The 24,583-nt window shown below is 50.4% G+C and carries 17 protein-coding genes; 7 read left to right on the plus strand and 10 right to left on the minus strand.

The window, feature by feature from the left end; all coding sequences use genetic code 11:
• Window positions 1-144: 144 nt before the first annotated feature.
• The 4 genes from AC1S52_RS25675 to AC1S52_RS25690 form a co-directional block, all read right to left on the minus strand.
• Window positions 145-2,481, minus strand: a complete 2,337-nt coding sequence (locus AC1S52_RS25675) for a caspase family protein (RefSeq protein ID WP_482031889.1) — start codon at window positions 2,479-2,481, stop codon at window positions 145-147.
• A 326-nt stretch (window positions 2,482-2,807) separates the two neighbouring features.
• The gene (sat, locus tag AC1S52_RS25680; protein WP_482031890.1) at window positions 2,808-3,992 is read right to left on the minus strand and encodes a sulfate adenylyltransferase; all 1,185 of its coding nucleotides are present in this window, start codon (window positions 3,990-3,992) and stop codon (window positions 2,808-2,810) included.
• A gap of 219 nt (window positions 3,993-4,211) precedes the next feature.
• Window positions 4,212-5,804, minus strand: coding sequence for a hypothetical protein (locus tag AC1S52_RS25685; RefSeq protein WP_482031891.1), 1,593 nt, complete (start codon window positions 5,802-5,804; stop codon window positions 4,212-4,214).
• Window positions 5,797-6,765 carry a glycosyltransferase family 2 protein gene (locus AC1S52_RS25690; RefSeq protein ID WP_482031892.1) on the minus strand — a complete coding sequence of 323 codons (969 nt, stop codon included), beginning with the start codon at window positions 6,763-6,765 and terminating at the stop codon, window positions 5,797-5,799. Before AC1S52_RS25690 ends, AC1S52_RS25685 begins: the two co-directional genes overlap by 8 nt.
• A gap of 284 nt (window positions 6,766-7,049) precedes the next feature.
• On the opposite strand from AC1S52_RS25690, the gene AC1S52_RS25695 reads away from it, so the two are divergent.
• The 4 genes from AC1S52_RS25695 to AC1S52_RS25710 all read left to right on the plus strand — a co-directional run bounded on the left by AC1S52_RS25695 (window position 7,050) and on the right by AC1S52_RS25710 (window position 11,366).
• The gene (locus AC1S52_RS25695; protein ID WP_482031893.1) at window positions 7,050-8,360 is read left to right on the plus strand and encodes a M16 family metallopeptidase; all 1,311 of its coding nucleotides are present in this window, start codon (window positions 7,050-7,052) and stop codon (window positions 8,358-8,360) included.
• Between the two features lie 132 nt (window positions 8,361-8,492).
• Window positions 8,493-9,926 carry a M16 family metallopeptidase gene (locus AC1S52_RS25700; RefSeq protein ID WP_482031894.1) on the plus strand — a complete coding sequence of 478 codons (1,434 nt, stop codon included), beginning with the start codon at window positions 8,493-8,495 and terminating at the stop codon, window positions 9,924-9,926.
• 62 nt (window positions 9,927-9,988) lie between these two features.
• The gene (locus AC1S52_RS25705; RefSeq protein WP_482031895.1) at window positions 9,989-10,159 is read left to right on the plus strand and encodes a hypothetical protein; all 171 of its coding nucleotides are present in this window, start codon (window positions 9,989-9,991) and stop codon (window positions 10,157-10,159) included.
• A gap of 85 nt (window positions 10,160-10,244) precedes the next feature.
• Window positions 10,245-11,366 carry a tetratricopeptide repeat protein gene (locus tag AC1S52_RS25710; protein WP_482031896.1) on the plus strand — a complete coding sequence of 374 codons (1,122 nt, stop codon included), beginning with the start codon at window positions 10,245-10,247 and terminating at the stop codon, window positions 11,364-11,366.
• Between the two features lie 82 nt (window positions 11,367-11,448).
• On the opposite strand, the gene AC1S52_RS25715 is transcribed toward AC1S52_RS25710, so the two are convergent.
• The gene (locus tag AC1S52_RS25715; protein ID WP_482031897.1) at window positions 11,449-12,039 is read right to left on the minus strand and encodes a CPBP family intramembrane glutamic endopeptidase; all 591 of its coding nucleotides are present in this window, start codon (window positions 12,037-12,039) and stop codon (window positions 11,449-11,451) included.
• Between the two features lie 159 nt (window positions 12,040-12,198).
• Complete coding sequence (locus AC1S52_RS25720; protein ID WP_482031898.1) at window positions 12,199-13,272, minus strand: DUF3326 domain-containing protein; 1,074 nt, start codon at window positions 13,270-13,272, stop codon at window positions 12,199-12,201.
• A gap of 74 nt (window positions 13,273-13,346) precedes the next feature.
• Between AC1S52_RS25720 and AC1S52_RS25725 the strand changes: the two genes are divergently transcribed.
• On the plus strand, window positions 13,347-14,186 hold the full coding sequence (locus AC1S52_RS25725; RefSeq protein WP_482031899.1) for an Rpn family recombination-promoting nuclease/putative transposase: 840 nt from the start codon (window positions 13,347-13,349) through the stop codon (window positions 14,184-14,186).
• Between the two features lie 5 nt (window positions 14,187-14,191).
• Here AC1S52_RS25725 and crtD read toward each other — a convergent pair whose 3' ends face one another.
• Both crtD and AC1S52_RS25735 read right to left on the minus strand, forming a co-directional pair.
• Window positions 14,192-15,817 carry a C-3',4' desaturase CrtD gene (gene crtD, locus AC1S52_RS25730; RefSeq protein WP_482031900.1) on the minus strand — a complete coding sequence of 542 codons (1,626 nt, stop codon included), beginning with the start codon at window positions 15,815-15,817 and terminating at the stop codon, window positions 14,192-14,194.
• A 97-nt stretch (window positions 15,818-15,914) separates the two neighbouring features.
• Window positions 15,915-18,065, minus strand: a complete 2,151-nt coding sequence (locus tag AC1S52_RS25735) for a polyribonucleotide nucleotidyltransferase (RefSeq protein ID WP_482031902.1) — start codon at window positions 18,063-18,065, stop codon at window positions 15,915-15,917.
• A gap of 959 nt (window positions 18,066-19,024) precedes the next feature.
• Between AC1S52_RS25735 and AC1S52_RS25740 the strand changes: the two genes are divergently transcribed.
• Window positions 19,025-22,576 carry a DEAD/DEAH box helicase gene (locus tag AC1S52_RS25740; protein ID WP_482031903.1) on the plus strand — a complete coding sequence of 1,184 codons (3,552 nt, stop codon included), beginning with the start codon at window positions 19,025-19,027 and terminating at the stop codon, window positions 22,574-22,576.
• A gap of 124 nt (window positions 22,577-22,700) precedes the next feature.
• Here the strand turns inward: AC1S52_RS25740 and AC1S52_RS25745 are convergent, their stop codons facing one another.
• Both AC1S52_RS25745 and AC1S52_RS25750 read right to left on the minus strand, forming a co-directional pair.
• The gene (locus AC1S52_RS25745; RefSeq protein WP_482031904.1) at window positions 22,701-23,258 is read right to left on the minus strand and encodes a DUF3611 family protein; all 558 of its coding nucleotides are present in this window, start codon (window positions 23,256-23,258) and stop codon (window positions 22,701-22,703) included.
• Window positions 23,259-23,453: 195 nt separating this feature from the next.
• On the minus strand, window positions 23,454-23,774 hold the full coding sequence (locus AC1S52_RS25750) for a helix-turn-helix domain-containing protein (protein ID WP_482031905.1): 321 nt from the start codon (window positions 23,772-23,774) through the stop codon (window positions 23,454-23,456).
• A 228-nt stretch (window positions 23,775-24,002) separates the two neighbouring features.
• On the opposite strand from AC1S52_RS25750, the gene AC1S52_RS25755 reads away from it, so the two are divergent.
• Window positions 24,003-24,575 carry a nuclear transport factor 2 family protein gene (locus AC1S52_RS25755; RefSeq protein WP_482031906.1) on the plus strand — a complete coding sequence of 191 codons (573 nt, stop codon included), beginning with the start codon at window positions 24,003-24,005 and terminating at the stop codon, window positions 24,573-24,575.
• Window positions 24,576-24,583: the final 8 nt, after the last annotated feature.

Here is a 24,583-nt window from a genome sequence, read left to right on the forward strand (position 1 = left end):
CCCACGCTCATCCATCCCGAACTGAGTGGTGAAACGCATCCGCGGCGAAGATAGTCGGACGGTAGCGTCCCGCAAAAATAGCTCGATGCCAGGTTAACCTTCCAGACCCCCGCTCCACTGAGGAGCGGGGGTCTCTGTTTGGAATTAAACCACTTGATAAACGAAACGAAAGCTTGCCCAGGTGTTTACATCTAGAGCAAATGACTCAGGGGAGGTGCCAACGACTTTCGCTGCTGTGTCGCTTGTCTGATGTAGGTCTTGCAAAACTGCTTGAGCAACTTCTAATGGGTTGGATAAAGGGTAAAAGGCTGGATTGTTGCTTGCTGTATGTATTGAGACTTCAAGCAGAGTTTGAGTTTGGGTGAAGGGGGTACGGCAGCAGATGAGATAAGTTTCGGCAATGCCAGGGGGACCGTTCAAAGTCCACTGAACTGAGGGCAAGGAACGGGGAAGCGTGACGATTCCACCAGGTTGGATGCTTGTAGGAAAGGAGAAGGGTGGAGTGGTTGGAGCTTCCTCTGGAGAGGGAATGAGGACTGTTGATGCCGGTTTAGTGGACGAATTTTGATCTGGTTGGGTAGAGGAAGGATAAAGGACAATCAGGTTGCCACTAGTATCCAAGCTCAGCAGAATGCAGTAAAGGGGCTGAGTATTGTGGTTTTCTAGTCGATATTGGATTTGGCTGCCGATTGGCAAGCTAAGCAGCCCATCGGTTACAACTGGAGCCGGATTTCCATTTCTTTTCGAGGAGGATGTTTCTGAGCGATCGCCTCGTTGCATACCCCAGGTTTCATGGTGCACCAATGCTTGAGGTTGAGGATCAAGTTTTTCCAGGGTGATCCGAACTGCCAGTTGGGAAGAGGTTTCATTAGCCGTTAGGTTTAGCAATTTGGCTGCTAACAGGGTTTGTAGTTTGGGAACCAGACGACGAACTGCAAACTTGACAGCTTCTTCGCCATCTCCAGTTGTGTTGGGAATAGCATCCTGTCCCAGAGAAAATAGTCCATAGCTACTTTGGATGGGAGGGGGATTGTTGACAATGGCGTTCAGGTTCGTCGAAGATGCAATCTGGGTAGGTGCGATTGCCTGAATTTTGCTGAACAGATAGTCGGCGGCTTGCTCTCCGGCGATCGCAGACGACACTCGTGGAATCGCTGTAAAGGCACTGATGGCATCTACCCGCTCAATCCGCCCCAAACTACTATCGAGTGCTATGGTTAGCCCAATATTATGGGGCAGCACCCGCACCCGTTCTCGGACAAACTGACCAACTTTGAGAACTGGTGTAGTTTCTGATGGTTCCAAAGTAGAGCTAACCCGAAGCACCTTTGCTTTGGCAGTTAGCCCTTCCCTGGAGAGGATTTGGAGATAAATGGATGAATCGGTCTCTAAGGAAGTGCTGTCATCAACCAAAGTTAGCAGGGAGTTGACGCCGTATTGCTCTAAGACAACGGTGGGCAATCCGGCTAACCAGATTTGAACGGTTTTGCTACCATCTTCCCCTTCAATGATGGCTCCGTTAGCTCCAGCAACGGTTAAAGGGAGGTAATAGGGCTGTGACAATTGGCTTTTCTGACCACCCAGTTGGGGCTGTTGCTCCTGGCTTGCCAATTGTTCAACATGCCTTTTTGTGCGGCTAAAAACCACCTGTAATGTAGTGGCTGGTGCAGCTTCCCATAGGTTGCGGGTTAAGGCATAGGTAAACAATCCAGCGCTGAAGCCGTTCCAGTGTGCCTCTGTTGCCATTTGACCGGGAGCAGCAGCAGAGAGCAAAATGCCGGGGAGCGTCGGGTGAGGGGACGTTGGAATGCGGGGGTGGGGGGAATTTTTACCTGCTAGCTGTTGCTGAAAGGCAAACTCTGCTTCATCAGGCTGAAGGGGAAGCAGACTAGGGCGGGCACGAATCCGCAGGTTACCTTGAAGGGACTTGCCGGGGTAAATGGGACTGCTATCCAAGATTGTGGTGACTTTATTGGTCGCCAGCGATCGCACGAGGAGCCAGAGAGTATCTTCCAGAACATCATTGGTCATGGTTGGTTCACTCTCGGCAATTTTCCCATCTACTGGCACTAAACTGGTTTGAGTGAATTCCGGTGAGGTTCCCAGGGCAACATTTCCGCCATAGCCACTGAAGTGAAAAACGACCACATCACCCGACTGAGCCTGGTGAATCAGGTGGGAAACGAAAGCGGACTCGATTGCTTCTCGGGTCGCTTGCTGGTCGGTCAGGGTCAGAATGTCTTGAGGGTGAAACCCAAAGCGGTGTATCAGAAGCTCCCGCTGAAGTTCAACATCCGTTACACAACCACTCAGGGGAGCCGTGTGATATTGGTTGATACCAACAAGGAGTGCCAGTTTTCGGTTAGTGGGTGCAGCAAGCACCTGATGATAGCGAGATGAGAGCACGGATAGGCTGGCTTCACTCAGCCCCCATGCTGCCACTGCCAAACTTGTTTGCTGTAAAAACGCTCGCCGCTTCATGTTGGCTGTTTGCGATCGCCCGTTACTGCTGTAGCATCCCCAATAAGGTTCATTAATTCAAGATTATCTGAGAAGTTCTTTTACTGGAAAAGCTTCTCTCGATCCAAAAAGGATTTGCTATAGCTACCAGGGTAACTGATAAAGCCTCCTCTCTGGTGCTTAACCATTTTGGATTGTAGATTTTGGCTTGCAGAAGCCTATCTAAACCTCACCAACTTAGAAACCCATAGTTTTTTCTGGGAAAAATCTCCACTTCTTAACTTTAGAGTAGGTTTAGCAGTGGTTTTAGTCTTCATCTGCCGCATCTCCTATTCTTTAAAGTGGTGTTAGATTTCGTAGGAAATTTCCTGAATCTTCATTGCTTTGGTGAGTTCAGCCGCAACTTCTGGGCGAGAAAACTCTGGTGGCGGCAGTTCACCCCGACGTAGCATTTCCCGAACTTTTGTTCCGGATAGATGAATCCGTTCTTCCCGCGTACTAGGACTGGTCTTCGTCGTTGCCATTTGTCTGGTGCGGAGGCAGTAAAAGGCGTGCTCAAATTTTAGGGGAGTGATACCCAGTTCCTCTGGATTAAATTCATCGAAAATATGCTGGGCATCGTAGGTACCGTAATAATCACCTACACCCGCATGATCCCGTCCGACAATGAAATGGGTACAGCCATAGTTTTTCCGTACCAGAGCATGGAAAATGGCTTCTCTAGGACCGGCATAGCGCATCGCTGCTGGGTTAATTGCCAGGATAACCCGTTCCTTGGGAAAGTAATGCTCCAGCATGATCTCGTAGCACCGCATCCGGACATCAGCCGGAATGTCGTCTTCTTTGGTCGCACCGACCAGCGGGTGAAGGAACAAGCCGTCTACGATTTCCAGCGCACATTTAATAATATATTCGTGTGCCCGATGAATTGGGTTACGGGTCTGGAAGCCGACAATTGTTTTCCAGCCTTTGTCTTGAAATAGCTTGCGGGATTCGGCGGGATCAATCTGGTAAGTCGGAAAGCGGGGGTCCATGTCCCGTTGGAGCAGCCAGATGTCTCCTGCCAGATTAACGGCTCCTTGACGGTAAACAACCGCAACCCCAGGATGTTTCTCTTCGTTGGTGCGATAAACCATTAGCGCTTCGTGGCGCTTGTCGTATGGATATTTTTGAGTCAGTTGCAGCACACCTATGAAACGCCCCTGGGGATTGTCCAGGCGCACCAGGGTTCCCTCTTTCAGGGGTTCTGCGACCTCTGCTGAAACGGAAAGGGTGACGGGAATTGACCAGGGCAAGCCGTTTGCTAGATGCATCTCGTTGACGACGCGATCGTAGTCTGCCTGCTCCATAAAGCCGGTCAGGGGACTGAATCCACCGATCGCAATCAAATCGAGGTCAGAAACAGCCCGTTCATCCAGTTGCACTCTGGGCAGGTACTCGGCTTTATCGAGAAATTCTGCTTGCTGCTGTGAGGTAGCGATGCGGTTGATCAGGGTTCCACCGTGGGGGGTGATGCTGTCTGGATGAGTCATGGGGTGCCCGTTACGGATTGCATTTTTAGAATTTGTTCACAATCCAATCCTACTAGGCTGGGGGGTCATCGATCGCCCGCCCATCAATTTGATAAACCAGTAGGCGTAGGCTAAGCATTTTGCTCAAGTTCATCTTGAATTGGTGTGAACTACCCAACTCAAAACTCAAAACTTTTAATTTTTCACGCTCAACTTTCCACTTCTCCTCCCTCTCTTTGCCTAAAGCCGCCGCTCTAGATGGAGCGCCTGCCCTTCAGGGAGAATTTTTACCTGATCTGTCAAATCTAGCCAGGGTTGCAATTGTCCTTTTTGAAAAGTGCGGCTCATGACGACGTAGATGGAAGTCTGGTCACAACCAATTCCTATGCTTTGAACGGATGCCCAGGAGTTAGCTTGTAAATCGTCCGTCACAGCCCAGTGACCCTCCTGCCAGCTCAGGCGACGATGGAAGTGGAAAGGGGCGGCTTTTTTGCCGGTAATCAGTATTTTCTGGAGCAATTTGCGGATCAGGTTTGGAAAAAAGCGTCCAAAAGTAAGCATCACCATCCGCAGAATGATTAGATTGAAGGGAGTCATCTGCTTTTGCTTTGCCCAGCCCAGTTTCCCCTGGACCGAAATCTCGTTTTTATCTATACAAAGCTTGTAATCACTAATCAGGTGGGCAACGGCATTCCTAATCTTCCTGCCTTCTGAGACTTGAACTGAGAATTGGGTGTCCGAGGTAACTAGTTGAGAGCCATGAAATAGCTTGAAAACTCCTCCTTTGTTCAGTGCCAGGTAAAGTTCAGTCCCGTTGCGTCGGTCTATCAAAATTCCAGCATTCTTGAGCCAGAGGCGACCTGTCGTGCGAGGGGCAGGTGTGGGGCGTTCTGGAACAAAGTCTCGCCATGCCAGCAAGTAGTTCCAGGTATGGTGACCGATGATATGGTCGTCAGCATAACAGGGAGCCAGCCCATTTTTCAGCCCAATCAGAAATTGGTCGTTGATGCTTAACGCGGCGGGTAGCCAGCGTCCGACCAGTTCAAAGCCGTGGGGAAAAAAGTTGTAGGTGTTGCGGCTACCGTATTCTCCGCCGTAGGAACCATCGGGATGGATAAAATGGGCTGCCAGTTCTACAGCTTTGACAAGTGCTTCTTCAATCGCAGGATCGGGTCTTTGCTGATAAATTCGCGCCAGACAGGAAATGGTTAGCGTGTGATAGCCAGGATCACACCCCTCGTACTCTTGAAACCAGCCCTCTGGATTTTGCCAGGAAAGTACTCGCTCTAATCGCTCAGTGCGGAATCTTTCCCAGCGGGAAGTTTGCAGTAACTTTCCCAGTAAATCCAGACAGAGGACGATTAATGCTTGATGGTTTGTCAGTTGTCCACTTTCATGGTGGTGGGCGAGCCATTCTGCTCGTTGAACTAAGAAACGCAGGATTTCCTCATGCTTGAGTTCCAGCATTAAAAAACTATCGATGCAGGCAAGTAGGGAAAAAGCAGCAGCTCCGCCTGCCCGCTCAAATGGGAAGTAATCATCACAGGAGCCATCAATGTGAGCACTGCGAGCGGCATAGAGAATGCCAGCTTCTACCCAATCCCGTAATACTGACTGCTGGTAGAAGGGATTATCTGGTAAATCAGTCTGGTATGCCAGTGCCAGGGGCAGCACAAACTCCTGTGCCATCCCACTGGGAAAATCAATGATTTTGTATTGCCAGAAATTTCGGTCAAAGCAACCATAGGTTGGGCTATGGGGATTGCGATCCAGCAGGGTGAGGATTTTAGGAATTTGGGCGATCGCTTCTCTGGCAAATAGATCTCTAGTCATTAGGGCATCTTCCCCCCTGCTCAACTTCTGCCCGCCGTAACCGAAGCTGAATGTCTTCCAAAATTCTGCGGTTAACGGACATCAGATCGGCGACCAGACCAAAGATCCAGAGTTGAAAGCCAATCAGAATCAAGATGGCTGCCAGTACAAGGCTGGGAACCCTTGCCCTCAGGGACTCTTCCATAAAAAACAAAATTAGCCACCGGACTCCCAGCAGTGTTCCCAGGGCAAATGGCAGACTGCCCAGCAAGAAAAAGAACTTGAGTGGCTTGTAGGTCATGAAGATGCGTAGGATCGTCAAGATCGATCGCTGCACATAAACCGGAACACTTTTTACCAACCGGGAGGGGCGCAGGTAACCATTGGTACGAATGGGAACAGACGTAATTGCCATCCCTCTTTGCCCTGCCTGAATAATCATTTCCAGAGTATAGGTGTACGGATTAAACACGTTGATTTGGAATGCGGCATTGCGGCTGATGGCACGGAATCCGCTGGGTGCATCCGGGATATTGGTGTTGCTCACCATTCGCACAATCCAACTACCGAACTCTTGAAGAAATTTCTTAGTGGGCGAGAAATGCTTGATCTGACGAATCGGGCGTGCGCCAATTACGATTTCTGCCTGCCCCAATAGGATTGGCTCTAGCAGTAAGGGAATGTCAGCAGCGCAGTACTGGTTATCTGCATCCGTGTTCACGATGATATCGGCTCCAGCTTTGAGGCTGGCTTCCAGTCCTGCCATGAAGGCTTTGGCAAGCCCCTGGTTATGCTCAAAGCTAACAATATGATTGACACCCAGCGATCTCGCCACCTCTACCGTCCTGTCCACGCTGCCATCGTTAATAACCAACCACTCAACCGTATCCATCCCCGGCACTTGACGCGGCAGTTCTGAAAGAGTCAACCCTAAAGTTGCCTCCTCGTTGTAGCAGGGAATCTGAATAATTAGCTTCGTCATAAGTAGAAGGGACAGGAGTTTTGGGTTGAGAGTTTTGAGTTTTGAGATCTGTAAAAGTGGGGTGTACCAGGGATGGCTAATGCTCCTCTCCTCTGCCCCCCTCCTGCCCCCTTGCTCTCCTCTTCCCTACCTCCCTCTCTCGTCTAAAGTTTACCGTCATAATGTCCACTATCGAGGGCTTTGGAGGCTGTTTGCTTCGCAAGAGTCATCAAGTCGTGATTATATCCAGTTCAAGTTATCTATAATTGCTCTAATGCCGTTCTTAAATTTACCGGACTACCCGTTTGAACCTAGCTAATTTATCCATAGCCCCTGCTTCCCTTCACTTTCCAGCAAACCTGCTGCGGCTGGACAATGGGCTAACCCTCATCCACCAACATACGCCCGCTACTCCTGTCGTTGCGGTTGATGTGTGGGTCAAGGCAGGTGCGATCGCAGAACCGGATGAGTGGTCGGGGATGGCTCACTTTTTGGAACACATGATTTTCAAGGGTACGGAAGTGTTGCCGCCTGGAGTGTTTGACCTGGTGATTGAAAGCCAGGGTGGCATGACCAATGCGGCGACCAGTCATGACTATGCTCACTTCTTTATTACAACGGCTGCTCAACACCTGGAGGAATGCCTACCCTATCTGGCAGAACTGCTAATGAATGCGGCAATTCCCGATGGCGAGTTTGAACGGGAGCGTTGCGTGGTAGTGGAAGAAATTCGTCAGGCATACGACAACCCCGACTGGGTTGCATTTCAGGCATTAACTGAGAGTGTTTATCAAAAACATCCCTACGGCAGACCCATTCTGGGTACTGAAGAGATTTTGCTGGGGCGATCGCCCGCAGAAATGCGGCAGTTTCATCGGGCACATTACCAGCCAGAGAATATGGCAGTCGTGATTGTTGGTGATATTACTCAAGATGCGGCTTTAAGCCTGGTGAGTCAGGCTTTTCAGGCAACCTCTGGTTCGGTCGCCTGTCCCCGCTGTATCTCAGAAGCAGAACCGCCTATTACCGATATTCGCCGCCAGGAACTCTGGCTTCCCCGGTTAGAGCAGGCACGCTTGATGATGGGATGGTTGGGACCGGGTATTGACTCTCCCCTCCAGGGATTGGATGATCAATTGCAAGATGCCTACGGGCTGGACATTTTATCGGTACTTCTGGCAGAAGGGCGGACATCCCGCCTGGTAAGGGAACTGCGGGAAGAACGCAACTTGGTACAGGCAGTTAGCAGTAGCTTTTCACTCCAGCGAGAGTCTGGCTTATTCACCATTAGTGCCTGGTTAGATGCAGATAACCTGGAGCGGGTGGAGGCAATCATCTGCGATCGCCTTTCCGAACTGACACAAGTTCCTGTCTCCGATGCCGAACTGGCGCGCTGCAAACGCCTACTCTGCAATGACTATGCCTTTTCAACCGAAACTCCCAGCCAATTGGCAGGGCTTTACGGCTATTACAGCATTCTTGCTAAACCTGAGATTGCCACCACCTATCCTCAACGCATTCAGGCAGTTCAAGCAAAAGATCTACAACGCCTTGCCAGTCATTATCTTTCTCCCTATCACTATGCAGTAACTGTGATGAAGCCAATGGAGGAGTAATGGGGGTTAGAGGTGCAAGGAGAAGGGGAAGTCGTTAAGGGTGAGCGTGACCTGTGAAAAGGTAAATCTCCCTAGGAGGCTGTTTGAAAACTGTCTGGCGGTTAAAACCGCGACTATAGTAAGGACAATTTCGTGAATCAAAGTTCAGTTTATTCCCCCCAGGTACGGACAGTTTTGGACAATGGCATGACTGTACTGACCTGGGAAAACCCAGCCGCTGATATTATTGCCGCCCGCATTTTTATTCGGGTGGGCAGTCGATGGGAACAAAAGCACGAGGCAGGACTCTCCCATTTACTGTCCGCCGTTCTAACAAAGGGCACAGGAAAACTCTCTTCCTTAGAAATCGCGGAGCAGGTAGAGTCTTTGGGCGCAAGTCTGAGCGCTGATTCCACTACAGATTATTTTCTCCTTAGCATCAAGACAGTCTCCTCCGATTTTGAGGAATTGCTGCATCTGGCAGGAGATTTGCTGCGATCGCCCAGCTTCCCTGCCCAGGAGATTGAACTGGAGCGGCGACTCACGATTCAGGCAATCCGCTCTCAGCAAGAGCAACCCTTTACCGTTGCCTTTGACCAATTGCGGCAGATTATGTATCGGGATCATCCCTATGCCCTGTCCGGACTAGGAACGGAGGAATCGGTTGCCCAGTTAAGTCGAGAACACCTGGTGAACTATCACCAGACTCACTTTCGCCCCGACAACATGGTAGTCAGTCTGTCTGGGCGAATCGATCCAGAAACCGCGATCGCTCTAGTAAACAACGTTTTTGGCAACTGGCAACCTCCTTCAGAACCGCTGCCTTGGCTTAACCTGCCCGTGCTGATATCGGACCCAGTTCGGGCGGCGATCGCCCAGGAAACCCAACAGTCGATTGTGATGATAGGTTATCTGGCACCAGCGGTAGGAGTTAGAGAAGTAGAGGAGATGGGGCGCAGAGGGGCAGAGGGGCAGAGGAGCAGAGGGGCAGGGGATATCGGGGGGGAGACAGGGGACACACTAAACCCCATCACAACCAACAGCCAAAAACTAACCACTAATAATTTCACCCCCAACGCCCACTCCATCAAAGATTACGTCGCCCTCAAATTGCTTAACAGCTACCTGGGGAATGGACTTTCTAGCCGCCTGTTTGTAGAGCTGCGAGAAAAACGGGGATTGGCATACGAAGTGTCTGCTTTTTACCCCACAAGGCTAGATCCGGCTCAGTTTGTGGTCTACATGGGAACCGCACCCGAAAATACTGCAATTGCCTTGGAGGGATTACAGGCGGAGGTGGATCGCCTGCGAACCCAGCCGCTCGATCCTGAAGATTTGCAAGCAGCTAAAAACAAGGTGCTAGGACAATATGCCCTGGGCAAACAGACCAATGCCCAAATCGCTCAAATTTATGGATGGTACGAGACCCTGGGCTTGGGAATTGAATTTGATACTCACTTTCAGGAACAGGTGACCGCCGTTTCTCCTGAAGATGCTTACGAGATTGCGATGAAATATCTGACTTTACCCTACGTTTCTTTGGTCGGTCCTTCCGCGATTGTCAAGGGGTTAGCTAACCCCCTGTGAAAAACACGGATTAATCCGTAAGCTACCTATCGGTAAACATAGAAGGATCACCGAGTTTTCGGTTGCTCAGAAGCGATAGCCTGAACTGTATCAGAGGACTGCTCTATCCGGGAGCCAATTTTGCAGGTGTCACAGAATACCTTCGGGATCAATTTCTGACCAGCAAAAATTTATTGGCAGCGATCGCCCTATCTATTAAAGCAATCTGCACCCGGTTTAACCAGCAGCTCTAAAAGTACTACCAGTACCGGCGATAGAAATATCGTTCAGAGCTGTAGACCCAAACTCAGTTGAGCCAACATCAGTGAGGCACAAAGGATGTATAGCCAATCACAGTACCCCACAGGTGAACCACCTAATGGCGAACTTCATCCAGTCTCCATCCCTTCACGGGAGACAATCTTTCCTTCTGAGAAGGATTCAGCGGACAACGATACCTTAAGCCAAGACAGCCCCGAACCAGGGACCCCCGAATTAGAAGCCCCGAATATTTTGGCAGATCGGCTTCTAAAACAGGGGCTAGAGCAACATCAGACAGGTCAGTTTGAGGCAGCGATTAAATCCTTGCAGGAGGCTTATCGTACCTATCGCGAGATTGGCAACGAGCAGGGACAGGGAAAAGCCCTGAGCAACCTGGGATTGACCTATTACAATCTGAAGCACTATTCCAAGGCGATTGAGTATTCCCAGCAAGGTCTGGAATATGCCCAAAAATTGCTTGATCGGCGCAGTATCGTCAAGATTTTAAGCACACTAGGCAATGCCTACCGACATTTAAAGGATCAGGCAAAAGCAATTGAATGCCAGCAGCAAAGTCTGGCGATTGCCCAGGAAATTGAAGACCGCCGGGGTGAAATGGCAGCCCTGAATAATTTGGGACTGGCTTACAAAGCGTTAGGCGAACACGAAACTGCCATTCGCTATGAAGAGCAGAGCCTGGAAATTGTTCGAGAACTGGGAGATGACCAGATAGAGGAACAAATTCTAAAAAATCTGGGAAACGCCTGCTACGCTTTGGGAGATTATGTACGGGCGATTTCCTACTATCAGCAACGACTGGTGCTGGCACGGGAAATTCATGATCGCCGCACTGAAGGACAGATTTTGCGGAACCTGGGAAATACCTGCTACGCCCTGGCAGACTACCCCCAGTCCATTGAATACAGCCGCCAGTGGTTAGCCGTATCCCGTGAAATGCAAGATCGTCGGGGTGAAGAACAGGCACTCGGCAGTATTGGCGTTGCCTACGATGCCCTCGGCAACTATACAAAAGCAATCGATTACTACGAACAGCGGCTCGCGATCGCCCGTATGATGCAAGACCATCGGATTGAAGAGCAAGTCTTGGGTAGTCTTAAAATCGCTTACTATGCCCTGGGTGACTATGCCAAAGCCTCTGATTATTCAAACCAGCGCCAGACAATTTTGCAAGCAAGCTGAAAGAGGGCTGTTGGTTGCTGGTTGTTAGCTATTGGCAGTTGGTTGTTAGCCTTTATCCTTCATCCTTAACCCATTGCCCTAACTATCCCCGATTCCTCTCTCCCCACTTCCACAGACTGCTTGAAATCCAATTGGTTGAAATATGTGCCACAATTGGTACCAGCAAATTGCCGGTTGCGATCGCACTTGCCCCTAGAGCTACCCCAATTACCGTAGCCCAAACGACGTAGGGACACTGCTTCAAGCTGCTTAAATGCAACACTCCAAAGCATAGACTGGATAGCAGCAATCCCTCCATATTGAGACCAAAAGCGGGTAGCATCACGCCACGAAATAGTAGCTCCTCACTTAGACCTGGCAATAGCCCTAACCAGATCAAATCAGGCAATACCAGGGGCTTTAACACCAGTTCCAGATAATAATCTGCACTCTGACGGTAGGCACGCCAGATGTAATACACCAGGGAACTGGCAGCCGTAATCGCAACCCCCAACCCTACTCCCTGCAATACCGCGATCGCTGACCACCGGAAAGCCATTAAGGGAACCGAGCCAAATTGCATCCACAGTTTAGCGACCATTAGTAATACAATCGCAGTTACCCCCATTGCAATCAAAACTTGGGTGCGGCTGAGGGGTTCAAATTCAGGGTTGTCAGGAAACTGTTCTGCCACGAAAAACTTAGATGAATAAACGTCTATCAGATCAAAATTAAACTTGAAAGTCTCTCAATCCTACCAGTCTTCAGACCACTCAGGCAGTAGGTAATTCTGTTCAGAGGTAAGGTTGAAAGAATGGTTTGAGAAATGCAGAATATTCCCATTCTTCCAGCATTACTCCTGAGCATAGTTTTGTAGAGAGACGAAGGATGGCTTAAGCGCCTCTGGGCTAATTCCCGCCCGATCAGCCACAAGAAGTCCCAGCGCTTCCAGGTAGGAGTTGACCCGAACAGCAGGAATTTTCAGTGCCTCCGGCTGAACCTGCATGACTGTCGTATTTTCATTCACTGCAATGATACGAGTGCGGGTCTGGCTCAGACTCAAGATTGCACTGCCACCACAGGCTGTGGCAGGCACTACCACAGCATCGATCTGATTTGACCAGATATCACCCATCTGAGGATGGACTTCTGAATGCGATCGCACCGCGAACTGGGGAGCACGGCTCAGCCCTACCAGCACACAGGGCAAAAAGGTATAGCCTAACTCCTCTGCCGCTGAGCGGGGAGATAGGGCAGGATCGAGCGGCAGAGGTGACAAAGCAGGGGCATGGGCACAGGGAATTTGAAAGTGCCGCACCACCAGATGACTGATGACTGCTTCTGCCCCAGCTAGCGGGTCAACTCCCTGACCATGCCGGTAGTTTTGGAGCGCTTCACTGCCAGAGTCATCGGGGAAACGAGCAACCACCGCGATCGCCTCTGCCCCCGCTTTTTGGATCAATGCTGCAACTGCCCGTAACAGGCTATCAGGATTTTGAATCGTACCCCAGGTGGCTCCCGATGCGGCTGTTTTCAGACTGACTTCCAACGGAGTATCTGTGACAATATAGCCCGTCAGGTTTAATCCTAGCGTTGACCGGGTTGCATCCGCTGCCTGAAGCTGCCGCAGTCTCAACTCCGGCTCAATTCCCTGATCTAGCACCAGCCCAAGCCGATTTTGATGCACTGGACGCAATCCCCACTTGCCAGCCGCGAATTGATCCAGTCCGTAACCTTCTACATACAGGGCATTGGGCAAATTCCAATACAACTGTGCCCCATTCAGGACATTGGGATGGGTAATCAAGACATCGGCGATGGGGGCGATCGCCCGCGCCACAGGCAAAGCATCTCCGGCATATCCTCCAATCGCCGCTCCAACCCCAGTTGGCACAATCAACATCACAGTGTAAGGGCGTTCGGACATCTTTTTTGGCATAGCTGGATTTAGGTCACTTGTATTGGTAGGCTGGAAAAACTTCTCCTTAAAAGTAGTCCTCAATGTCCTTTGATAATCTTTGCAAACTACTTTCAGAAAAGTATCCAGACCGTTATGCCGCCTGGATTTTGGGTGAACCATTGGCATCAGTCAATGTCCTAAAAACGGAGTTGAGCATCGAACCGATCCGAGCCGACTCAGTCACCTTTTTGCAGACCCATGAGCGCATCTTACACTTGGAGTTTCAGGTTAAATTACAATCTGATCCGCCACTGCCATTCAGAATGCTGGACTACTGGGTGAGGTTACATCGCCTCTACCGTTTGCCGATTACCCAGGTTGTGATTCTTCTGCTCCCTCCTCCAGACAATACCGTAATTGAAACCGTATTTGCATTGGAATCAACTCGCCACGAATACCGCATCCTATATATGTGGGAGCAAGACCCCACCATTTTTCTTAATGACATAGCACTGCTCCCCCTTGCTTCCCTGGCAAAGACCTCTGCCCCCGCCCAGCTATTAAATCGTGTCGCCCAGCAGGTCAGCAGAATAGAATCAATACAACAGCGGCAGGAAGTTTCTGGTTACACCCAGCTAATGGCAGGACTAAAATTTAGGAAAGATATAATCCGTCAGGTATTTCAGGAGGGCATGATGCGGGAGTCGGTCATTTATCAAGAAATTCTTGAAGAAGGCAGACAGGAAGGCAGACAGGAAGGGGAGTTAGCATTAGTCCTACGTCTATTAATCCGGCGGTTTGGGACACTGGAAGAAGCCATCAAAATGCAAGTCTCTAACTTGCCCCTTACATTATTGGAAGAACTGGGCGAAGCAATTCTTGACTTCCAACACTTGGACGATCTTCAAAGCTGGTTAATAGATCATCCAGTTGAACGGTAAATACTTCAACCCACCTCAATCTGCCTGACTACAGTTAGTGCCGAATAGCTAACACCTGCTGTACCTTCGCCTGGATGAGTGGAGTCGCCCACCAACCAGAGGTTTTGAATGGGCGTGCGGTTAGCAAAGCCAAAGGGTCCAAAAGTGGAGATCCGCTGACCAATACCGCCTACAATTCCCCGATCGCGCCCTGTGTAACGCGCAAAAGTGCGAGGAGTGGCGGCTTCAACATAAAGCAGGGTTTGTTCGTTCAGGTTGAAGAACTGGCTGAGACGGGCGATCGCTTCGTTGGTATAGCGTTGTTTGAGGGAGGAGTAGGGAGTGGGGGGTAGGCGGTAGGGGGTAGGTTCAAAGGTTAGATCTGGAACATACTGCTCTGCTCCTCCACTGTTATGCTCCTCCACTGCTCTGCCCCGCCGCCCCTCTACTTCCTCCGCTCCCCCCCACAGCGCAACATCCGTAAACGACGACGCAATCACGGTTGCTTTCCCCGTCGGAGCACGTCCATCACCCGGTTGACTCACGGAAACAAAGAGAGAGTTATTCTCAGCAATGGGACCATCGTAGTCGTAGAGAAACTGAAGATGGGCTGGGCAGTTAGACGGCAGAGCATCGCTGTCTACCCCCAGGTAAACGACGAAGGCACCCGATGCCGCAGGTAGTTTCTCAACCCGATGCTGATATCCCTTCGGAGCTTGATCACCCAAAAGCCGCACCAAATTTTGCACCGTTACGTTTGCCACGACTTGATCCGCAGACTCTATCCAGGTTTCACCCGTTTTTTGATTATGGATTCTGACACTCATCCCGTTTCCAGTTTCAGTGTCAATCTGTTCAACGGTGTGACGCATCAGGAGCTTACCGCCATCACGTTCCAACGCGGCCACGAGGCGATCGCTCAACGCCTGCATACTCCCGTGTAGATGGTAAAGTCCCTGAGGCTGTTGAGAAACACTTAATGCGGTTGCAGCATAAAGCAACGCCGTTTCCTCTGCATCTACCTGGGAATACAGCTTTAACTGCATATCCAAAAACGTCTTTAGTCGTCGGTTGTCTGCCAGACGATAACCTCGCAAAGCATCCCCAACCGTTGAAAAGGTGTGGGGCAGAGTCATTAATGTATCGGGACGGACTGCTTGAGCCAGTTGCCATAAATCCCACAGATTGCGGGGGGGTAGCACCGGATCGCGGGACTGAAATGCCCAACTGGCACGAAACAGATCGGACAACAGCTTCCAGAAAGGCTCACTACCAGGAAACTGCCGTTGCCGTTCTGCCTGCCATTTTTCTGGATCCCGCCAGACCTTAATGGGTTCTGTTTCCCCCGGCAAATAGACGGCACAGGCAGGATCGCAGGGGGTTGCGGCAGGCAAATCAATTTCTAGTTCTGAGAAGATGCGATGGTGAATACCGCCAGGTTCCAGTCCCGCAACCTGAGTTGCCCCCACATCAAAGGTAAAGCCCTTACGCTGAAAGGTAGAAGCACACCCACCGGGCACAATTGCCTGATCCAGTACCAGCACCGAGTAGCCCCGGTGCGCCAGCAGTGCAGCGGCAGTCAACCCACCAATTCCGGCTCCGATTACGACAATTCGAGCGGATACTCGATTTCCAGCCCTATCCAGCACCATAGGAGATAGTTTACATTTTGTAATATCTCTATCATATAGGGATTCGAGTGTGCCGCTCAGATCTCCAACTTCCCTGAGAAGTTGGAGATCATTTAAACTATCCCACCGCTGCCGCCTCGCGGGCTGCTGCTGCTTCATCTGGATGAATACCCAGACGAGTCAGGTTAACCCGTCCCCGGTTGTCAATTTCGCGGACTTTGACAATCACCTCATCACCCACGGTGACTTCATCTTCGACTTTGCCCACCCGGTAGTCCGCCAGTTGGGAGATGTGGATCATTCCTTCTTTTCCAGGTAAGAATTCCACAAAGGCACCAATGGGAATGATGCGCGTGACCTTTCCAGCGTAAACATCGCCGGCATTGAGCTTGCGAGTCATACCCTGAATAATCGACCGGGCACGTTTTGCACTTTCACCATCAATGGAGGAGATAGTAACCGTTCCATCGTCTTCGATGTCGATTTTTGCTCCCGTTTCTTCGGTAATGCCCTTGATCGTCTTGCCTCCAGGACCAATGATCATCCCAATCAGATCGGGGTCAATCTTGATTGTTAGCAGGCGAGGGGCATAGGGCGACATCTCTGAGCGGGGACTGTTAATCGCCTCCAGCATTTTGGAGAGAATGTGCAGACGGGCAGGTTTTGCCTCGGTGATTGCCTTGGCAATTACGTCCATTGGCAACCCATTAATCTTCATGTCGAGCTGGAGGGCGGTAATGCCAGTTTCAGTTCCAGCAACCTTAAAATCCATATCGCCCAGGAAGTCTTCAATGCCCTGAATATCAGTCAGAATCCGAATTTCGTCTCCTTCCCGAATTAACCCCATGGCAGCACCACTGACGGGTTTAATGATGGGTACTCCAGCATCCATCAGCGCCAGGGTAGACCCCGAAACCGAACCCATTGAGGTGGAACCATTAGAGGATAAGACTTCAGATACAACCCGGATGACATAGGGGAAGTCTTCTTTTTTAGGCAGGACAGGAACAAGTGCCCGTTCCGCTAGAGCACCGTGACCAATTTCACGGCGACCGGGCGATCGCATCGGTTTGGTTTCACCTACTGAGTAGGGGGGCATGTTGTAATGATGCAAATAGCGCTTTTGTTCATCTGGGTGCAGGTCATCTAATTCCTGCGCCTCTCCCGGTGTACCAAGGGTTACCGCAGACATGACCTGGGTTTGCCCCCGGTTAAATAAACCACTGCCATGCACTCTTCGGGGCAGCACCCCAACCTGGCAAGAAATAGGGCGTACCTCATCCAGCTTCCGCCCATCCACACGCACGCCATCTTCAACCACCTGACGACGCATCAACTTTTTAGTGACATCTTTGAAGACATTGCTCAACGCCTTGTCGTTGCTGGTAGCAGCAACTTTTACCGAGTCTTCGTCGGGTAGTTCGGCGATCTCGGTGGCGATCGCGTCTTTCACCTTGTCTAAAGCAGCATCCCGTACTTTTTTGTCGGTTTCAAACTGCCCCAGAATTTCTTTCACTGGAGCCGTTGCCCGCTCCCGGATGAAGTTTTCCAGGGTCATATCAACCACAGGTGGCTCTTCCTGAACCATTTCGATGCCCATTTCCTGAAGCAGATCTCGCTGAGCCTGGATCAAATCGCGCACAGCTTCATAACCAAAGTCGATCGCTTCAATCATGTCATGCTCAGGCAACTGGTTCGCGCCTGCTTCCACCATGATGATGCCTTCAGGAGAACCTGCCACCACCAGATCCAGGTCGCCTTCTTCGATTTCCTTGTAAGTCGGATTAATGATAAAGTCATCCCCAACCAGACCTACGCGCACGGCTGCCATTGGTCCATTAAAGGGAATTTTTGCCAGCAGAACTGCGATCGATGCTCCGGTCACTGCCAGCACATCAGGAGGCACCCGCTCATCCATCGATAAAGTCGTCGCAACGACCTGAATATCATCTCGTAACCAGCTTGGGAATAATGGACGCAGGGGGCGATCAATCAAGCGGCAGGTGAGCGTTGCTTTTTCTGGAGGACGACCTTCTCGACGTAAGAAGCCCCCTGGAATACGCCCTGCCGCATACATGCGCTCTTCATAGTCCACCAATAGAGGCAGGAAATCAATTCCTTCCCTACCCGTAGAGCGAGTCGCGGCAACCAAAACAGCCGTTTCTTCTGATTCGAGCAAAACTGCGCCGCCCGCCTGTGGAGCAAGCAAACCAACTTTCAGTCGAATATCCCTTCCATCGAAGGATATCGACTTCTCGAACTCTTCCATGTAATGTGTTATCCTCTTCTTTCTCTCTTTTTGTTCTGTCGCAATCCTAACATTGATAAACGGATACGGCTTTTTTGTCCCAGTGATTGCCGAAGGTGAGCAAATATGGAGAGTAGCAGGCAAGAAAGTAGAGATACCGGGGGTACTGGATAGATAGGGACAGGGGGCAAATAGAAGTTGTATTTAATCAACTTTTCCGCCATGACTGTTTATTTTTTTAAAAAATTTTGACATTGTTCTCCTAAGTTCTGCTCCCTCACCCAGTATTCGAGGTTGTACAATAGCAGTACTGACGCAGTCAGAATCTTCGTTGCTGCTACAGTTTGGGGAGAAAACCTTAAGCTGGAAATATTTTTAATATATTGATCTATTTAGTGCCTGTTGTAATCAATTGGCTAAACCGAACAGGTAGGAGCCAAGGTTGAGAAACCTATAAGGTCGGTGTGATGCCATCAATCAGGTTTTCTGTCAGCAGATCTTTTGTAGAGATGGTTAGCAAAAGCTCGAATTTAACCAATATCTATTTTTTGAAGTTTTTATTCTGAGCCTGTTTTTAGTGTTCTATTTATAGGAACTTTGTTCAGGCTGATATTTGAATTGCGTCATTGATGGGCAAAAAAGTAAGAAATTCAGGATTGGAAGTGGAACTCGATTGGAAAAGGAATGCTTGTGCCGCATTACCTCACTGAGTAACTTATTAAAATTAGTCGCTAAGGATGAGTCGCCAAAGGTTCCCAATTTTAGTAGATACTCAATGCTGCCAGGGAATTATCCTCCTGATTCTGACTAACTGCTGGCTTTGCAGCACAATTTGAGAAACCGTAATCCAAATGGCAATATTACACGGAAGCTGGTTACTTCATCCCCCACAGAACAGGTCTGATGCTAAAGGCAGCGATGGCGGGACGCAGACAGTAGATATAAAAACAAGTAATAGAGAAGAAACCGCAGCAGAGACTTTGTCTGCTTTCTCCTCAGGCTACTTATTTATTTGGGGAGAGACCTGGCGCAGAATTACGCCGGAAATGATCCAGGCTGGTTTTAAAGACAGTCCTGCTCTTGCAGAGAGCGGGGGAGTTTTGCCCCATCTGTTTGCTATGACAGCGGCTGAATTGCTCAGTTTTTTGCGATCGCTGCAACAGTCCGGTAGTCTAAAACTGCCTGAAACACTTTTCGAGGCTCCAGTGGCATCCTCTGGAAAACCGGGTAAGCGATCGCGCGGTACACTCTCGATTGCCGCTGAAGCCATGCCAACTCCAGTGACTGCTTATGGAGCCAATTCCTGGTGCTGGTCTAGCCAAACACTTGCTATCCCCTCGCACAAGGGAGATCAAACCGCAGAGGATTCTATTTCAACGGCAATCATTCCCCAGCTTTCAGCCGCCTCTGCTCCGGATGATGCCTCATTTCTTTACCCTTGGTCTGTTGAAGGTATTTGCCTGGCTCCCATTGCAGCCGTTTCGTTGCTCAATTCCTTACCACTAGGTGGGATCAACGATGGAGACTCCTTTCTGGCTGGAGACTTGCGTTACTGGTCTCACGTCGCCCGCTGGAGCCTGGACTTGATGGCACGCTCCAAATTCCTTCCCGCACTTGAGCCTTTGAACCCAGGGGACTCCCCAGATGCCGATCGCAAATTATGGACTGGCTGGCAACCCTTGTTGGATAGTGGTCTGGATCAGTCCCGACTGAATCGGTTTCTTGAACAGATGCCTGCGGCGTGTCGGTTTTATGAACAGGGTACGGGGGATGGGGTAACGGGTAGCGGAGGAGCGCAGGGGGCAGAGGGGCAAGGGAGAAGCGGAGCCGAGGAGAAGCGGAGCCGAGGAGAAGCGGGAGAGGAAGAACAGGGTAAAGGGTACAGCGTGCAGGGCACGGAAGATAATCAGGAACCATTAGCCTCCAACAACCAACCGCTAACAACTCCCTCCTCCCACTCGCTAGCAGTCATCAATCTACCAACGGACCCACCTGCGCTGCTACAACACTTTCTCAGCAAGATCCTGGATACGCAGGTGCGGGCAGTCGTTGAGGGCTATCCCCTACAAACTTTGGAGCGGGCAGCGGCAAGGGGTTCCAGCAAAGGAACGGTTATTAACGCTGCCGTGCGGGAGTGGTTGCAGTCCTTGGGAGGGGCAGGGATTTTACTCGAAAACCATCTGGCATCGCTGCAAACTGCGCTTAAAACCTGGACGGCTCCCTTGCAGCAGCATGGGTTTGAGCAAAGTCTATTTCGCACCTGTCTCTATTTGCATCCTCCCCAGTCGGGGCAATCAAGCTGGACGTTAGAATATTTTCTACAAGCAGTGGATGATCCAGAGTTTCTGGTCAGTGCCTCAACTATCTGGAGCAATCCAGTGGAGCGACTGATGCATCGGGGACGGGCGATCACGCGCCCTCAAGAGACTTTCCTGATGGGATTGGGGTTGGCATCGCGCCTTTACCCACTAATTGAGCCAAGCCTTCAGGAAGCTCGTCCCCAGTTCTGCCCCCTGGAACCCCTTCAGGCTTACGACTTTCTCCGGTCTGTTGCATGGCGTTTGCAGGATAGCGGATTGGGTGTGGTGATGCCCCCTAGTCTGGCAAATCAGGGTGGCTGGGCAAGCCGTTTGGGGCTAAAGATTCAGGCACAGACGGGAAAGGCAAAAAAGGGCGATCGCTTGGGTCTGCAAAGTTTACTGAACTTCCGCTGGGAGCTTTCTATTGGTGGGCAAACCCTATCCAAAGAAGAGTTCGATCGCCTGGTTGCCCTCAACATGCCCCTGGTTGAAATTAATGGTGAATGGGTTGAACTGCGTCCCCAAGACATCCGCGCTGCCCAGGCTTTCTTTGCCAGCCGCAAAGACCAGACTGCCCTCTCCTTAGAAGATGCGTTGCGGATCAGCACGGGCGATACTCAGATGATCGAAAAGCTGCCGGTTGTCAGTTTTGAAGCATCGGGTTCCCTGCAAGATCTGATCAACACAATCAGCGGCAAACGCACTCTGGAGCCGATTACAACTCCAGAAACTTTTCGGGGAGAGTTACGCCCCTACCAGTCACGCGGCGTCGGTTGGCTGGCTTTCCTGGAGCAATGGGGCTTGGGAGCTTGCCTTGCGGATGACATGGGTTTGGGTAAGACCATTCAGCTAATTGCATTTCTGCTTCATCTAAAGCAGCAGGATGCCCTGGAAGCCCCGACTCTGCTGGTCTGTCCGACTTCGGTTTTGGGTAACTGGGAGCGAGAAGTGAAAAAATTTGGTCCCAATTTGAAGGTGGTACAACATCATGGCGATGGTCGTGCTCGAGGTAAATCCTTTGCAAAGGCAATTCAGGGCAAGGATTTAGTGATTACCAGCTATGCGCTGATTCACCGGGATTTACAGGATTTGCAAACCATTCCCTGGCAGGGTGTGGTGCTGGATGAAGCGCAGAATATTAAGAATCCCGACGCGAAACAGTCTCAAGCAGCGAGGCAACTGGAAACCCAGTTTCGGATTGCCCTGACGGGAACTCCCGTTGAAAACCGCTTGTCGGAACTGTGGTCAATTATGGATTTCCTCAATCCAGGCTACCTGGGACCAAAAAATTTCTTTCAGCGCCGGTTTGCCACCCCAATCGAGCGCTATGGCGATACGGATTCCTTAAAAACATTGCGATCGCTGGTTCAACCCTTCATCCTACGTCGGCTTAAAACCGATCGCGCCATCATTCAGGATCTGCCCGAAAAGCAGGAAATGGCTGTCTTCTGTGGACTCACGTCAGAACAGGCAACACTCTATCAGAACATCGTTGAAAAATCGATGGAGCAGATCGAAGCCGCCGAAGGCATCCAGCGCAAGGGCATCATCCTGGCACTGCTGGTCAAGTTGAAGCAAGTCTGTAACCATCCGGCACTTTTCTTGAAGGAGGAAGGAGGAAGGAGGAAGGAGGAAGAGAGTAATTCAGCCTTCAGCCTTCAGCCTTCAGCCTTTCAAAGTCGTTCTGGGAAGTTGCAACGACTGGAGGCGATGCTGGAAGAACTGGTGCTGGAGGGCGATCGCGCCCTGATCTTTACCCAATTTGCCGAGTGGGGGAAGCTGCTGAAAGTGCACCTGGAACGCCAGATGGGACAGGAAGTGTTGTTCCTCTATGGCAGCACTCCCAAGAAACAACGGGAAGAAATGGTCGATCGCTTTCAGCATGACCCCCAGGCACCCCGAATCTTTATTCTTTCTCTCAAGGCGGGTGGGGTAGGCTTAAACCTGACTCGCGCCAACCATGTGTTTCACTTCGATCGCTGGTGGAACCCGGCAGTGGAAAATCAGGCAACCGATCGGGTCTTCCGCATCGGGCAAACTCGCAATGTGCAGGTTCACAAATTTGTCTGCAATGGCACGCTGGAAGAGAAGATCCACGACTTGATTGAGAGCAAAAAAGCGTTAGCAGAAAACGTCGTGGGCGCGGGTGAAAATTGGCTGACTGAACTGGATACCGATAACTTGCGTAACCTGCTGCTGCTCGATCGCAGTGCCATTATCGGTGAAGAATAGTTAGCTAGTTTGAGTTTGCCTGCACGATAGTGGCTTGAACATTACTTTTTTAGGTTCGGTATCAAGTCAGACGACGATGGTTAAGAGTGCAGTTGCTGAGGGTACCCTGATAAAGTTCCGTGCCTTAACCATAGTGATGAAGTTGCTTCAATAGTCGAAAGGGGATTGCGATTCCAATTACCCCAGCAATCACTAAGAAAAGGCAAGCCTGCACCACAAATATGTCTAACGCATCAATTAACTGCCCGGGTTGAGCGATCGCAATTCCCGCAGGCGTGGTCAACGTTTTGATCAGCAAGGCAGTTACCACTGTTTGGGCAGCAATCAGGATCAACAATAAACCGATTAAGTTTGCACTCACTCCCCTTTCTAAGGCTTGGGTTACAGAGGCACGGCTGGGATGCTGATGGGAAACGTGAGAAAGCAACTGTTTCGAGAGAACCACGTAATGCCACGACCAGTAGATTCCATAGGCAAGAAATGCTAAGCCCGCGATCGTAGGAACCAAACGAAAGATTGATTTCAAACTAATGTTGAAACCGGGGTCAGCAAAGGCAAAAAGTAGAATAATCGTACTGGAAACGACCAGTACAAGTTGTACCCAAAAGGCAATCCAGCCGCCCCTTCGCAATGCTTTAGCCGCAAGCTGTTTGTTTTCAAGAGAGGTATGTACTTCAGACATAGTTTCCCTTTATTTTCAAGACTCAACCCTGATTGAAGTTTAGTGGATTAAGGGGTACTAATGAGAGTGCAGTATTGTTGTGCCTCCAATTTGCGTTTTCTACCTTTTGCGAGTAAGCATTGGTCTTACAGCGATTCTCAGATGAATAAGCCAGAGTGAGCCAACTAACCAAGCACATCATCATCGGAAATAGATTTATTGATAATCTTGGTTAAAGCTCCCCTCCCCTCCGGTTTGTTGGGCAAAGCGCTCACACAACTCTTCGAGCAGAGGCTCCGGTTGAGCCGTGACCAGGGCTTCAACGATGGGTAAGTGTTGTTTGCCCAACTTGGCAACGGCTCCTCCCCCATGTGGTTTAGCCTGCACCAAACCTGTTTCACGCTGGTGTCGCCTCAGTTCTCGGATGAAAGCCAAGCTCACCTTGAAACGCTTTGCTAATTGCCGTTGGGATCCTTCTTTCGCCTCATAGGCGGCGAGAATTCGTTGCCGTAAATCCTCAGGCAGAGGGGCAGGCATGAGCGGCTATTTTCTATCTTGCCGGGCTTGCTTAGCCTGCCAAATTGGGGCTTACTCATTCAATAACCGCTGTAATTTACTCTCTCCAGAATTGAGCCAGTTAGGGGGTGCTGAATAGCAAAATGAATTGGCACGAAGTTTCAATGAATACAACTCTCAATTCATAACCAAAATCAGCAATGCCCTAGAATTGAGCCAGTTATCCCTTTGCTCTGAATTTAGAGAACCATGATCAGGAACCTTTTTGCTCCCTCAAACCGTTGGACAAACCCAATCGCCGCAGGTGTTGCGGCTGGATTGGTTGCCGTGGGCATTGTTGTTGTTGCCCCTGTGACCCATCGCTCAACCCTTGCTGCCACCCAGAAAGCGACCACTATCAGCGAAGGTCAGATCCGCACTATTCTGGAGCAAATGCAGGTTGCCAGTAACAAGCGGGATACCAAAACCATCCTGAACTTTCTGGCTCCCAATGCAACAGTACTCATGACCATCGAGGGGATGGGGCAATCGCAAACCATGAACTTGACGCGATCGCAGTATTACCAGTACTTGCAACAGGGCTTTTATATTACAGAAAACTATAAAGGCACCTACTCTGACCTGAAAATCCAGGTGATGCCCAATCGAAAAGCGGCGATCGCCACCTACGTGCTGAATGAGGAAGTCACTATCAAAAGCCAACCGGGAACTATTGTCTCTTCCTCCGATGCCTCCATGAAATTTGAGATCGTGAAGGATCAGATCCTGGTGACCCAGATCAAATCGACCTCCAGACTGGGATTTAAGAGCATCTCCAAGTAACCGCACTG

The organism is Kovacikia sp. CALU 1929 (genome assembly GCF_056784235.1).

What these genes read in the sequence shown, in the direction of transcription:
- AC1S52_RS25725 (WP_482031899.1), top strand. Translation starts at nt 13,347, where the DNA reads ATGTCCTTTGATAATCTTTGCAAACTACTTTCAGAAAAGTATCCAGAC.
- AC1S52_RS25720 (WP_482031898.1), bottom strand. Translation starts at nt 13,272, where the DNA reads ATGTCCGAACGCCCTTACACTGTGATGTTGATTGTGCCAACTGGGGTT.
- AC1S52_RS25710 (WP_482031896.1), top strand. Translation starts at nt 10,245, where the DNA reads ATGTATAGCCAATCACAGTACCCCACAGGTGAACCACCTAATGGCGAA.
- AC1S52_RS25685 (WP_482031891.1), bottom strand. Translation starts at nt 5,804, where the DNA reads ATGACTAGAGATCTATTTGCCAGAGAAGCGATCGCCCAAATTCCTAAA.
- crtD (WP_482031900.1), bottom strand. Translation starts at nt 15,817, where the DNA reads ATGGTGCTGGATAGGGCTGGAAATCGAGTATCCGCTCGAATTGTCGTA.
- AC1S52_RS25750 (WP_482031905.1), bottom strand. Translation starts at nt 23,774, where the DNA reads ATGCCTGCCCCTCTGCCTGAGGATTTACGGCAACGAATTCTCGCCGCC.
- AC1S52_RS25735 (WP_482031902.1), bottom strand. Translation starts at nt 18,065, where the DNA reads ATGGAAGAGTTCGAGAAGTCGATATCCTTCGATGGAAGGGATATTCGA.
- AC1S52_RS25690 (WP_482031892.1), bottom strand. Translation starts at nt 6,765, where the DNA reads ATGACGAAGCTAATTATTCAGATTCCCTGCTACAACGAGGAGGCAACT.
- sat (WP_482031890.1), bottom strand. Translation starts at nt 3,992, where the DNA reads ATGACTCATCCAGACAGCATCACCCCCCACGGTGGAACCCTGATCAAC.
- AC1S52_RS25745 (WP_482031904.1), bottom strand. Translation starts at nt 23,258, where the DNA reads ATGTCTGAAGTACATACCTCTCTTGAAAACAAACAGCTTGCGGCTAAA.
- AC1S52_RS25755 (WP_482031906.1), top strand. Translation starts at nt 24,003, where the DNA reads ATGATCAGGAACCTTTTTGCTCCCTCAAACCGTTGGACAAACCCAATC.
- AC1S52_RS25675 (WP_482031889.1), bottom strand. Translation starts at nt 2,481, where the DNA reads ATGAAGCGGCGAGCGTTTTTACAGCAAACAAGTTTGGCAGTGGCAGCA.